Annotated in this window: 13 protein-coding genes; 9 read left to right on the forward strand and 4 right to left on the reverse strand. The window is 62.1% G+C overall.

Features of this window, described 5'->3' with window-relative positions; genetic code table 11:
- The first annotated feature begins 53 nt into the window (after positions 1-53).
- The 3 genes from BUA69_RS12005 to BUA69_RS12015 are packed head-to-tail and all read left to right on the forward strand — an operon-like array spanning position 54 to position 2,629.
- Complete coding sequence (locus tag BUA69_RS12005) at positions 54-1,223, forward strand: M20 aminoacylase family protein (protein ID WP_046134109.1); 1,170 nt, start codon at positions 54-56, stop codon at positions 1,221-1,223.
- Entirely contained in the window at positions 1,184-2,302 is a 1,119-nt protein-coding gene (locus BUA69_RS12010; RefSeq protein WP_046134108.1) for an AbrB family transcriptional regulator, read from the forward strand. The genes BUA69_RS12005 and BUA69_RS12010 overlap by 40 nt, the downstream gene beginning before the upstream one ends.
- 18 nt (positions 2,303-2,320) lie before the next feature.
- On the forward strand, positions 2,321-2,629 hold the full coding sequence (locus BUA69_RS12015; protein WP_046134107.1) for a hypothetical protein: 309 nt from the start codon (positions 2,321-2,323) through the stop codon (positions 2,627-2,629).
- A 109-nt stretch (positions 2,630-2,738) separates the two neighbouring features.
- On the opposite strand, the gene BUA69_RS12020 is transcribed toward BUA69_RS12015, so the two are convergent.
- Positions 2,739-4,385 carry an alpha-glucosidase gene (locus BUA69_RS12020; protein WP_046134106.1) on the reverse strand — a complete coding sequence of 549 codons (1,647 nt, stop codon included), beginning with the start codon at positions 4,383-4,385 and terminating at the stop codon, positions 2,739-2,741.
- Between the two features lie 96 nt (positions 4,386-4,481).
- Here BUA69_RS12020 and BUA69_RS12025 point away from each other — a divergent pair, with 96 nt between their 5' ends.
- Positions 4,482-4,961, forward strand: coding sequence for a GNAT family N-acetyltransferase (locus BUA69_RS12025; RefSeq protein ID WP_052950392.1), 480 nt, complete (start codon positions 4,482-4,484; stop codon positions 4,959-4,961).
- Between the two features lie 44 nt (positions 4,962-5,005).
- A complete protein-coding gene (locus BUA69_RS12030; protein WP_046134105.1) occupies positions 5,006-5,344 on the forward strand; it encodes a cupin domain-containing protein in 339 nt (112 codons plus the stop codon).
- Between the two features lie 18 nt (positions 5,345-5,362).
- Here the strand turns inward: BUA69_RS12030 and BUA69_RS20980 are convergent, their stop codons facing one another.
- Complete coding sequence (locus tag BUA69_RS20980) at positions 5,363-5,530, reverse strand: hypothetical protein (RefSeq protein ID WP_160300102.1); 168 nt, start codon at positions 5,528-5,530, stop codon at positions 5,363-5,365.
- Positions 5,531-5,680: 150 nt separating this feature from the next.
- Entirely contained in the window at positions 5,681-6,610 is a 930-nt protein-coding gene (locus tag BUA69_RS12035) for a 2-hydroxyacid dehydrogenase (RefSeq protein ID WP_046134104.1), read from the reverse strand.
- 166 nt (positions 6,611-6,776) lie between these two features.
- Between BUA69_RS12035 and BUA69_RS12040 the strand changes: the two genes are divergently transcribed.
- The 3 genes from BUA69_RS12040 to BUA69_RS12050 are packed head-to-tail and all read left to right on the forward strand — an operon-like array spanning position 6,777 to position 10,023.
- Positions 6,777-8,198, forward strand: coding sequence for a circularly permuted type 2 ATP-grasp protein (locus tag BUA69_RS12040; RefSeq protein WP_046134103.1), 1,422 nt, complete (start codon positions 6,777-6,779; stop codon positions 8,196-8,198).
- A 58-nt stretch (positions 8,199-8,256) separates the two neighbouring features.
- Positions 8,257-9,201, forward strand: a complete 945-nt coding sequence (locus BUA69_RS12045; RefSeq protein ID WP_046134102.1) for an alpha-E domain-containing protein — start codon at positions 8,257-8,259, stop codon at positions 9,199-9,201.
- 15 nt (positions 9,202-9,216) lie between these two features.
- Positions 9,217-10,023, forward strand: a complete 807-nt coding sequence (locus BUA69_RS12050) for a transglutaminase family protein (RefSeq protein WP_052950391.1) — start codon at positions 9,217-9,219, stop codon at positions 10,021-10,023.
- A gap of 109 nt (positions 10,024-10,132) precedes the next feature.
- On the opposite strand, the gene BUA69_RS12055 is transcribed toward BUA69_RS12050, so the two are convergent.
- Entirely contained in the window at positions 10,133-11,068 is a 936-nt protein-coding gene (locus tag BUA69_RS12055; protein ID WP_046134101.1) for an AEC family transporter, read from the reverse strand.
- A gap of 200 nt (positions 11,069-11,268) precedes the next feature.
- On the opposite strand from BUA69_RS12055, the gene glpD reads away from it, so the two are divergent.
- Positions 11,269-12,771, forward strand: a complete 1,503-nt coding sequence (gene glpD / locus BUA69_RS12060; protein WP_046134100.1) for a glycerol-3-phosphate dehydrogenase — start codon at positions 11,269-11,271, stop codon at positions 12,769-12,771.
- Position 12,772: the final 1 nt, after the last annotated feature.

Raw genomic sequence — 12,772 nt, forward strand, 5'->3', positions numbered from 1 at the left:
GCTTGTGATTGGGACAGCGACACTGACCCAGCGCCAACTGCTTCGAGAGTTTTATGCCCGTTCTCAACCGCATCGCCGAGTTCCAGTCCGAGATCGCCGGATGGCGTCAGGACTTTCACGCTCATCCGGAGATTCTGTTCGAGGTGCATCGCACCGCCGGCAAGGTCGAGGAACTGCTGAAGGCGTTCGGCTGCGATGAGGTGGTGTCCGGACTGGGCCGGACCGGGGTGGTCGGGATTATCAACGGGCGCAGCAATGCCAGCGGCCGCACCGTGGGGCTGCGGGCCGATATGGATGCGCTGCCGATCACCGAGGCGACCGGCAAGCCCTATGCCAGCACCACCAAGGGCGCCATGCATGCCTGTGGCCATGACGGGCACACGGCAATGCTGCTGGGCGCGGCCAAATATCTGGCCGAGACGCGCAATTTCGATGGGCGCGTGGCGGTGATCTTCCAGCCCGCCGAAGAGGGTGGCGGCGGTGGCCGCGAGATGGTGCAGGACGGCTTGATGGACCGGTTCGACATTGCCGAAGTCTATGGCATGCACAATTGGCCGGGCATCCCAGCGGGTGAATTCGGCATTCGCGTTGGCGGCATCATGGCGGCGACCGATGAATTTGCCATCGAGATCGAAGGGCGCGGTGGCCATGCGGCGCGCCCGCAGACCAGTATCGATCCGGTGATGATCGCGGCGCAGCTGATTACGGCGCTGCAGACCTTTGTGTCGCGCAATGTCGACCCGCTGCATAATGCGGTGCTGTCGGTGACGGTGATGGAAGCGGGCGAGGCCTATAATGTCATTCCGCGCAATGCGCGGCTGAAAGGCACGATCCGGACGCTCGATCCGCAGGTGCGCCATTTCATGGAAGACCGGCTGAAGCAGTTCGTGCCCGATTTTGTCGCGGCCTTTGGCGCCAAGGCGACGGTCGGCTATCGCAAGGGCTATCCGGTGACAGTCAATTCGGAGCGCGAGACGGCATTTGCGGCCGAGATTGCCGCAGAGATTTCGGGCGTCGAGCGGGTCGATACCGACGCGGCACCCTCGATGGGCGGCGAAGATTTTGCCTATATGCTGGAAGCGCGGCCGGGGGCCTATATCTTCCTCGGCAATGGCGACACGGCTGAGCTGCACACTGACGGCTACGATTTCAACGACGACATTATTCCAGTGGGAACAAGCTATTGGGTACGCCTGGCCGAAAGGGCCCTTCCGATCGCCTGACGGCCCTACCCGCAAGCGGCCGCCTTATCCTGCTGACCCTTGCGACGCTGGCTATCTCAGCCGTTGGCGGCTTTGTCGCCGACGCGCTGAGCTTGCCGGCCGGCTGGCTGATGGGCGGCGCGCTGGCCGTAACGGCCGCGGCGATGGCGGGCATGCCCGTGGCCATGCCCGACCGGGTTCGCGACGTGGCGTTCGTTTTGATCGGCATGTCGATGGGGGCGAGCGTCGCGCCCGATAGCCTGACACTGATTACCCGCTGGCCGATCAGCCTGGCCGCGCTGGTGCTGGAACTGGTGCTGATCATCTCGCTGACCGGCTGGATGCTGGTGCGGGTGTTCAAGCTGGATGTAGGCACCGCCTATCTCAGCTCGTTCCCCGGCCATCTGTCGTTCATCATGGGCATTGCCTCGGCGGGCGTGGGTGATCCGCGCCAGATCGCGATTATTCAGGTGATCCGCATCCTGATGCTGACCATCTGCGTGCCGCTGGGCGCCATGGTGCTGCCGATCGAGCATTTCGCGCCACCGGTGCCGACATCGTTTCTGAGCATTATCGAGCTGCTGGCGCTGGCGGCCGCCTGCGCCGCGACGGGCTGGGCATTTGTGCGGCTCAAGGTGCCGGCCGGTTTTGTGCTGGGGGCGATGGCGGCAGCGACGGTGGCCAAGCTGGCGGGGTTCTACACGGCCAGCTTGCCGCCAGTGCTTGTCACCATCACCTTCGTCCTGACCGGGGCGCTGATCGGGTCGCGCTTTGCCGGGATCAAGCGGGATGAATTCGTCAAGGCGGCGTGGGGCGGCTTGATTGCCACCGGCATGACCGTGGCCATCGTCACCGCTATTGCCTATGGGGTGAGCCTGCTCGTCGACATGCCGTTCGGGCAGATCTGGCTGGGACTGTCGCCCGGTGCACTGGAAGGCATGGGTGCCTTGGGCATTGCATTGGGCTATGATACGGCCTTCATCGCAGCGCACCACGTTATCCGGCTATTGCTGCTGAGTTTTGCTATTCCGGCCGTGGTGGTTTTGATCCAGCGGCGCGAGCGCAAGCTTGAGACCGCCACAATCACGGGCGAGAACTAGCCAAAAGGAGATTCTATCATGCTGCGTCACACTGTACCGGTGCTTGTCCTGCTGGCGGCTTCCAGCGTCCCGGCCCTCGCGGCGCCGTTCTGCGTCGATAACCGCACCAGCGTCTCGATCACGATGGGATTCGGGGACGACAAGTTTGATCGCAATGCCGACGAGCGGGCCCTGAACGAAGCCGATCTACGCACGCTGCAGCGCATGGGCGTCGATGCGACCAGCGTCGAGCGCTGGAATGGCTGCATCCGCGCCTTCGTGCGCAATGGCGACGGCAGCCAGTCGATGGCCTATTTCGACCCGAATACGATGCGGCAGGTCTGGTAGGCCACCTATAAGGCCAAGGAAATTCTCGCCTGCGCGGGAATGGCCTGGTGGGTGACGGCGAGCGTTTGAGAATTGATGGTCCGGCGAGATTGGTCTCGCCGGACCATTTTCATGGCTTGTAGCTGACCTTGACGGCGGGGGCGTCGGCGGGGAGAGCGAAAAAGGCGTAGCCATTGGGGCCGAGCGCGAGCGATTTGCGGGCCAGCACGGCGGATTGCGAGATCGGCTCGGGTTCGGTGCCATTGGGCAGGCCGGTGACGGCGACTTCGCGGGCTTCGCCGGAGAGATTGAACACGGCCAGCATGGTTTCGCCGTCGCCCAAGCGGCGGAAGGCCAGCACGGGTTCGCCGGTCTTGTAGAAAGCGATGTCGCCATCGCAGAGCACAGGATGGGCGCGGCGCCAGACAAGGATCTGCCGGTAAAAGGCCAGCATCGAGGCGCCATCCGCATTCTGGGCGGCGACGTTGAGCGCAGCTTGCTCGGCCTTGATCGGCAGCCAGGGCGTGCCGGTCGTAAAGCCATTTGGCGGCTCGCCTGCTTCCCAGGGGATCGGGGTGCGGCAGCCATCGCGGCCCTTGTCCTCGGGCCAGAAGCGGATACCGCGCGGATCGGTCAATTCCTCGAACAGCAGGTCGGTTTCGGTCAGGCCGAGTTCTTCGCCCTGATAGAGGCAGACCGAACCCTTGAGCGAAAGCAGGAGCGCTGCGGTCTGCCGGCCGAGATTGGACAGGCTCTGGCTATGGGGCGCCCAGCGCGTCAGATGGCGCGGAACGTCGTGATTGGAAAAGCTCCAGCACGGCCAGCCATCGGGACCGGCCTTGAAAAACTGCTCGATGCGGGTGCGGAAATGGGCAGCAGTGAAATCGGGCCCAAGGAAATCAAAGCCATAGCACATGTGCAGCGTGTCGCCGCCCGAGGTGTACTCGGCCATCAACTGCACGGATTTGTGGCTATCGCCGACCTCGCCCACCGAGGTGGTGCCGGGATATTCGTTGAGCAGCTTGCGAACACGGCGCAGGAAGTCGAGATTTTCCGGCTGGCTCTTGGAGAATTTGTGCTCCTGCATGTCATAGGGATTGACCGCATAGGGCAGATGCTCCTGCAGCTTGTTGGGCGGATTGGAGCGTAGCTTCTTGTCGTGGAAGTAGTAATTGACCGTGTCGAGGCGGAAGCCATCGATGCCGCGTTCCAGCCAGAAGCGCATGACATCGAGCACCGCCTGCTGGACGTCCTGATTGTGGAAATTGAGATCGGGCTGGCTGGCGAGGAAATTGTGCAGGTAATATTGCCCCCGCGTCGGGTTCCATTCCCAGGCGCGGCCACCGAAGACGGCGGGCCAGTTATTGGGCGGGGAGCCGTCCTTGAGGGGATCGGCCCAGACATACCAGTCGGCCTTGGCATTGGTGCGGTTGAGGCGGGATTCCTCGAACCAGGGATGCAGGTCCGAGGTGTGGCTGACCACCTGATCCATGATCACCTTGATGCCGCGGGCATGGGCCTGGGCGACGAGGCTATCGAAGTCATGCAGCGAGCCGAACAGGCGATCGACCTCGCGATAATCGGAGACGTCATAGCCCATATCGGCCTGGGGCGACTGCGTAATGGGGGAGAGCCAGATGCAATCAACGCCGAGGCTGGCAATGTGATCGAGGCGGCGGATGATGCCGGGCAGATCGCCGACGCCGTCGCCATTGCTATCCTGAAACGACCGCGGATAGACCTGATAGATTACCCCGCCACGCCACCATTCAGCCATACTGGTCTCCTGACTCATTGAGGCGAAGCTAGCGCGTTGTCGGGCCGCTGGGAATCGCCGTGTAATGCAGGTTGGCCGTGCGAGAAAGGCAGGACGATGACCATCGAGACTGCATTGTTGATCGACCACAGGGACGCCATCGCGGCGCTGACGGCGCTGCTGGAGGCCGAATGGCCCGATTGGTACAATGCGCGCGGCGCCTCGGCGCGGGCAGATCTCAGCGAGCGCATGCGGCGCGATGGTTTGCCATTGGGGATCATCGCAATCAGGGACGGGGATGTGGTGGGCACATGTGCGTTGACGGCCAGTTCGGGTGGGCTGGTGACCGAACGATCGCCCTGGCTGGGTGGTCTGGTCGTCGATCCGCGGGCCCGGCGGCAAGGCGTGGCGTCGGCGCTGCTGGCGCGGGCCAAGGTGGAGGCGCGGCGGCTGGGATATGAGCGGCTACATTCGCTGACGGCAGAGGCGGTCCCTCTGTTCGAGCAACAGCGATGGACGACGGTGGAGGTCGTTCAGCTGAGTGGGAAAAAGCACTGGATCTTTGCGACCAGCATCCCGGCGCGTGTCGAAATCTGAACCGGCCATCCGTCGCCTGTTCGAGGACAAACAGGAGAGCAGCCATGGTTCACGTATTGCGCGCAGCAGAGCGGGCGCCCAGTGCGAGCCGAACGATCAAGTTCGAGGGCGAGGCTTATGGCACCGGAATTTCGTTCTTCTCGGTGGACAATGAGCCCGGCCAGGGGCCGGCACTGCATGTGCATCCCTATGCCGAAACCTGGATCGTCAAATCCGGCCGGGCACGACTGGTGGCGGGCGAGGAAACGCTTGATATCGGGCCCAATGACATAGCGGTCATGCCGGGCAATACGCCTCACAAGTTCACCAATATCGGGCCCGACCGGCTGGTGATCATCTGCATCCATGCCAATGGAACAATCGTGCAGGATGATCTGGAATAAAACTCGGCAGCACTGCCGTTAGTGTTGCTTCACAGGCCGATACGCGACGATGACACCCGCCCGCACTACCGCAAGCCCCTCTTCACCAATCAATGCATCTGGCTGGTAATCCACGCTCCGACATAGCCACAGCTCATCTTTGGGCCCGAGCGTCTGACTCATTTCCTCGACCAGATCGATGGCCATACGCCTCATTCGTTCAACATGACGCGCGCCAAAATGCTGGCCTCCGGGGTGCAACAGCCATTCTATTACACCCCCGAGGTCGACGGGATTGATAAGCACCAAACTGTCTGGACTAAGTTCCACTTTGCGTGACCCGACCGGAAATTGGCGCTAGACCACCGCGCTGATCAGCGGCTCGCCGGCGAAGTGGGCCTCGAGATTGGCGACCAGTAGCGCACCCATGGCGTCGCGGGTCTGGTGGGTGGCGCTGCCCTGGTGGGGGGCGAGGACGACATTGTCGAGGGAGAACAGCGCCTCAGGAACCTGGGGCTCTTTCTCGAAGACATCGAGGGCGGCGCCGCAAAGGCCGCCATTGACCAGAAGATCGACCATGGCCGGCTCATCCACCAGGGTGCCGCGAGCAATGTTCACCAGCATGCCCTTGGGGCCGAGCGCTTCGAGGACTTCGCGCGAGACGATACGATCGGTACCTTTGCCACCGGGGGCAATCAGCACCAGCCAATCGGCATCGCGGGCCATGTCGACCAGCTTGTCGTAGTAGACATAGGGCTGGTTTTCCTGGCGATTGCGACCGTGATAGACGACGCGCATCTTCATGGCCTGGGCGCGGGTGGCGATTTCCTTGCCGATGCGACCGAGGCCGAGAATGCCGACGGTCTTGCCGGTCAGTTCGGAAAACAGGCCAAAGCCGCCATTGAGCCATTTGCCGTCGCGCACGAAACGATCGCCCTGCGGAATACGGCGGGCCAGCGAAATCATCAGGCCGATGGTGAGTTCGGCGACGGCGTCATTGAGCACGTCGGGCGTATTTGTGACGCGCACATTGGCAGCCTTGGCGGCGGCCAGATCGATGTTGTCTACGCCGACGCCGAAGCCGGCAATGATTTCGAGATTGGGCAGCTTGGCGATCAGATCGCCCTTCACGCCGCTGCCGGCATGGGCGCGAATGCGCGGGGCGATTTCGGCGAGGTAGGCTGCCGGATCGGCCTGCAGATGCAGCTTGTGGACGGTGTAGCGTTCGGCCAGGGCGGCCTCGCAACTATCGAGAAGCTTGGCAGTCTGCAGGATTTCGATGGGCATGGTTCACTCGGCGGACAGGATCGGACAGTGCATCAAGAGATAGACCGCGCCACTCCTCAAGTCGACAAGCAAGGACGAAAAGCATTCGCGAACGGCTGGACGGGGCCGTACAAATGTGTAGCAATGTGAAGGCGATGGGACGAGCCGTATTACCACTCGGAGCATAATGGGCGACACAACGCCGTTTGACGAAATGCATAATGCGGACGGATCTGTCCGCGAACCTTATCGCGCCCTGGCCCAATGGCTGGACGAGCAACCCGACAAAGCCCTGACCCTGATGCAATCGGATGCGGAAGCCATCTTCCGCAAGCTGGGCATTACCTTTGCGGTTTATGGCTCGGACGAGGGCACCGAAAAGGTCATTCCCTTTGACGTCATCCCCCGCATTATCGCGGCGCAGGAATGGCGGCGGCTGTCCAAGGGGATCGAACAACGGGTCAAGGCGCTCAACGCCTTTCTCTACGATATCTACCACCGCCAGGAGATCCTGAAGGCGGGCCGGATTCCCGAAAAGCTGATCCTGCAGAATTCGGCCTTCTGCCCCGAAATGATGGGGCTGGAGCCGGCCAAGGGCGTCTATGCCCATATTATCGGCGTCGATATCGTGCGGGTCGGTCCGGACGAATATTATGTGCTTGAGGACAATCTGCGCACGCCATCGGGCGTCAGCTACATGCTGGAAGACCGCGAGGCGATGATGCAGCTGGCGCCGGACCTGTTCCAGCGCTGCAAGGTTGCGCCAGTCGAGAACTATCCCGAGAACCTGCGGCGGACGCTGGATAGCGTGGCGCCGGCGGGCGCGGGATCATCGCCCAATATCGCTGTGCTGACGCCGGGCATCTACAACTCGGCCTATTTCGAGCATTCGTTCCTGGCCGACCAGATGGGCGCGCAACTGTGCGAGGGGCCAGACCTGTTTGTCGATGGCGGCAAGGTCTATATGCGCACCACCACCGGCCCGGAGCGGGTCGATGTGATTTATCGCCGGATCGATGACGATTATCTCGATCCGCTGACCTTCCGGCCAGATTCCATGCTCGGCGTGCCCGGGCTGTTCGACGCCTATCGGGCGGGGAATGTGACGCTGGTCAATGCGCCGGGCACCGGCATTGCCGACGACAAGGCGGTCTATACCTATGTGCCTGAGATTATCGAATTCTATCTCGGTGAAAAGGCGCTGCTCAACAATGTGCCGACCTACAATTGCACCGACAGCGACAAGCGGGCCTGGGTGTTCGACAACATCCAGGACCTCGTGGTCAAGGAAGTGCATGGTTCGGGCGGCTACGGTATGCTGATCGGGCCGACCTCGAGCAAGGCGCAGCGCGAGGAATTCAAGAAGAAAATCGAGGCCCGGCCGGACAATTACATCGTCCAGCCAACCCTGGCGCTGTCCACCTGCCCCACTTTCGTCAATGCCGGGATTGCCCCGCGCCATGTCGATCTCAGGCCCTATGTGCTGATCGGCGACGAAGTGCGGATCACCCCCGGCGGGCTGACACGCGTGGCGTTGAAGAAGGGCTCGCTGGTGGTCAATTCCAGCCAGGGCGGCGGGACCAAGGATACGTGGGTGCTGGAGGATTGATGATGTCCATGCAGCACCTACCCGTGATGATGAATAATCTGCAGGTGTCCGCATGAGAATGCTGGGACGGACTGCGCAAAACCTGTTCTGGCTCTCGCGTTATGTGGAGCGGGCCGAGAACATGGCGAGGCTGCTGGAAGTCGGATACCGCATGAGCCTGACCTCGCGGCGCGAGGGCGGGGCCAGTGAGCATCTGATGTCGATGATGCAGGCAGCCGAAGTCGACGAGGAATTCAACAAGAAGCACAAGACTGCCGACGTCGATACGGTCGCCCATTTCATGATGTTCGACCCCGACAATGCATCCTCGGTCTATTCCTGCCTGATGGCGGCGCGCACCAATGCGCGCTCGGTGCGCACCGCCATCACCACCGATATGTGGGAAAGCCTCAACGGGGCGTGGCTGGAATTTTCACAGATCAAGCCGCGCGATGTGCGGGGGGCCAAACTGCTGGGCCTGCTGCAATGGGTCAAGCAATTGAGCCACCAGTTCCGCGGGGCTCTCCTTGGGACTATCCTGCGCGATGACGGCTTTGCGTTCAGTCAGGCGGGCAATTTCGTCGAGCGGGCAGATAATACGGCGCGCATTCTGGACATGAAATATTACGTGCTGCTGCCACGTGCCAAGATGATCGGTGGCGATCTCGACATCCAGCAATGGACGCTGATCCTGCGGGCGGCATCGGCCCATCGCAGTTATCGCCATGTCTACCATGACCGCTACAAGGCTCATAACATTGCCGATTTCCTGATCCTGCGGCCGGAAATGCCGCGCTCGCTGATCTTTTGCGCTAGGGCCATCGAGCTGACCTTGGACAGTCTGTCGGAGCTTTATGGCAAGCGGCAGGACTGCCACGAAGCGGCCAGCCAGATGCGGGCAATGGTGGAGGGCACGACGATGGAGACAATCTTCGCGCATGGCCTGCACGAATTCCTGACCGAGTTCATTGCCCGTAATAATCGCGTCACCGAGTGCCTCTCGGAGAGCTACAACTTCTATTAGGACGCGATTGCACCGATGCGCATAGCCATTCGCCACCAGCTGAGCTTTACGCCACCTCCGGGCACCCAACATGCGGTGATGCAGTTGTTGCTGACGCCGCAAACTGGGCCGAGCCAGACCATCGAAAGCTGGAGCGTGGAGGCGCCCGGGATCGGCAATGCCGGGCGCTTCAACGACGCGTTTGGCAATATGGCGCATCTGGTCAACCAGACGCGGCCGGACGGGCCGCTGACGGTGACGGTCAAAGGCGTGGTGGCGACGGTGGACCGGCATGGCGTGCTCGGTCGGCCGGGGGGCGAGCCAGTGCCAGCGATCTACAAGCGGGTGACGCCGCTGACCAAGGTGCCGGCGGGGCTCTACAGCAAGTTCCGCAATTCCAAGGAGAGCCGGCTGGATATCCTGCATGGTCTGATGGCACGGGTGAGCGAAGCGCTGGGCGCGGCGGAGGACGAAAGCCAGACGCAGATGCAGGCGGATGGCAAGCAGAGCCAAGGTCAGGGCGCGGTGAAGGCGGCAGCGCCGGCGGCGGACTATGCGCATGGCTTTATCGGCGCCGCGCGGGCGCTGGGTATTCCGGCGCGCTATGTGACCGGATATCTGGCGGGCGATGCGGAGAGCCCAGCGGCATTTCATGCCTGGGCCGAGGCGTTTGACGACGGGCTGGGCTGGATCGGGTTTGACCCGATGCTGCTGCTGTGTCCGACCGACCGGCATGTGCGGCTGGCGGCGGGACTGGACGCGCTGGGTACCCAGCCGCTGCGCGCCGTGCCGGCGGGGGATGGCACCAGGGATATGGGCGTTACGATCGAACTGGCGCCGTAGGTTAGTGGAGCAAAAGGGCGGTGCGGTGGATTGCCCGCACAAGCCAGGTGACGCTGGATCGGGAAAATGTGTGCGCTCGCCAGACCGGACGTCGCGTTAGAAACACCCGCTAGAGGCTCAGGATGTAAAGCCAGGCGGAGATAGACGCGGCGGAGGCGATGGTGGCGATAAGGATGGTATTGGCGGCAACGCTGATGCCGCGATTGTAGTAGGTGGCGAAGACGTAGACATTGACGCCCGAGGGCATGGCAGCGAGCAGGATGCCGTAGCGGGCGATCTCCATCGGCACGTGCAACACCCAGATCATCAGCACATAGGCCAGTGCCGGGTGGACGACGAGCTTGAACAGCGAGGCGACCAGGGCCTGCTTCCAGTTCTCCGACAAGCGATATTCATTGAGAGCGCCGCCAATGCCGAACAGGGCTGCGGGAACCACGGCCTGACTCATCATGGTGAAAAAGGCTTCGGCCGGCTCGATCAGGGTAAGGCCGCTGAAATAGCCGATCATGCCGGCGGCAATGCCCCAGATCAGCGGATTGGATGCGACGCGCTTAACCGCGACCACGAGGGTCTTGCTCAGCGGCTGGCCGTCGCGCCGCACCAGTTCCATGGTGACCATGCCAAAGGTCAGCAGGATCGCACCATGCAGACCGATGATCGACAGCGTCACCGGCAGGGAATCCACACCATAGGCACGGGTCATGATCGGCAGGCCGACCAGCACGGTATTGGTGAAGGTGCCTGAAAACCCCACCGAAACGGCCTCGCCCGGGCGGTTCTTGAACAGCTTGATGGCGACGAAAATGCCGAGGACGAAGCAGATCAGCGCGGCGAGGTAGAAAGGGCCGATAATGGCCAGGTTGAAGGCGGAGCGCAGGTCGCTGGTCAGGATGGAATAGAACAGGAGGCAGGGCGTCGCAAAATTGTTGACGAAAGCGATTAGGCTTTTGATTCCATCGGCCGGAAACAGGCGATAGCGAACCGCCAGATAGCCAAAGGCCATCAGCGCGAAAATCGGCGCGATCACAGTGATGATGGCAAGCATGGCCGAGGAACCTGGGGCCGAAGGAGATACTGGACTAACGCCACCAGGCAGCGAGGTCAATTCACCCTTGTATGGAAGATCGGTGCGTTAGCCGTTAATTTGCGACGGCAGGGCAAAACGAAACAAAATCCTTCCAAACCGAAATCCATTCGCTTACAAAACGAAACACACCCTCGCCGGCCGCCAAGGAGCCTGAGCTGATGTCCACTCCCGATATTTTCGACATTTTTGTCATCGGCGGCGGCGTGAATGGTACGGGCATTGCCCGCGATGCCGTGGGGCGCGGATTTAGCGTGTTCCTGGCGGAGATGAACGACCTGGCATCGGGCACCTCATCGGCCGCGACCAAGCTGGTGCATGGCGGGCTGCGATACCTCGAGCACTATGAATTTCGACTGGTGCACGAGGCGCTGTCGGAGCGCGAAGTGCTGTGGGCGGCGGCACCGCACATCATCAAGCCGCTGCGCTTCGTGTTGCCGCACCACAAGGGGCTGCGGCCGGCGCTGGTGCTACGGGCCGGGCTGGCCATGTATGATTATATGGGTGGGCGCCGACTGTTGCCGCCGACCAAGACGCTCAATCTGACCACGGACCCGACCGGCAAGCCACTGAAGACGGGCTATCGCACCGGGTTCGAATACTCGGATTGCTGGGTCGACGATGCCCGCTTCGTGGTGCTGAACGCGCGCGACGCCGCCGACAAGGGTGCGGTGATCCGCACCCAGACCAAGGTAACCAGCGTGCGCCGCGAGGGTGGCATCTGGCATGTGGTGGTGGCCGATGCCGGTGGCATGACCGAGACGATCAAGGCGCGACTGGTGGTCAATGCGGCGGGGCCATGGGTGGACGAGGTCATTGGCGGGGCAATGGGCCGGAACGGCGCGCATAATGTGCGACTGGTGAAGGGCAGCCATATCGTGGTCAGGAAGCTCTTCGATCACGACCGCTGCTACATTTTCCAGAATGGCGATGGCCGCATCATCTTCGCCATTCCCTATGAGGACGACTTCACCCTGATCGGCACCACCGACGAAGATTATCACGGCGATCCAAAGGACGTAGCGATTTCGGACAACGAGACCGATTATCTCTGCAAGGCGGCGAGCGAGTACTTCAGGAACCCGGTCACGCGAGACCAGATCGTCTGGACCTATTCTGGCGTGCGGCCGCTGTTTGACGATGGTGCCAGCGCCGCGCAGGAAGCGACGCGCGACTATGTGCTGCGGGTTGATGGGACGGCGAGCGAAGGCGCGGCGGTCAATGTGTTTGGCGGCAAGCTGACCACGTCGCGCCGGCTGGCGGAATCGGTGCTGGAAAAAATCGAGGGCGTGCTGGGCAAGAAGGGTGCGCCCTGGACCAAGACGGCCAAACTGCCCGGCGGCGACTTCGAGCCGCTGGCGTTTGATGCCGAAGTGCGGCGGCTGGCCAAGGACTATCCTGCCCTGCCCCATGACCTAGTGCTGCGGCTGACCCGGCTTTATGGCACCAAGGCGCGTGACCTGCTTGGCGATGCCAAGGATCTTGCAGGCTTGGGCCTACATTTTGGCGACGGGCTTTATCAGCGCGAAGTGGACTATCTCGTGGCGCGCGAATGGGCGAGAACTGCACAGGATATCCTGTGGCGCCGCACCAAGCTGGGACTGCGGACCAATAGCGAAGATGCAGCAAAACTGGACGCCTATCTGGCGAAAAGCGGCCACTAAG

It is taken from the genome of Devosia limi DSM 17137, from assembly GCF_900128975.1.
Classification (GTDB): domain Bacteria; phylum Pseudomonadota; class Alphaproteobacteria; order Rhizobiales; family Devosiaceae; genus Devosia; species Devosia limi.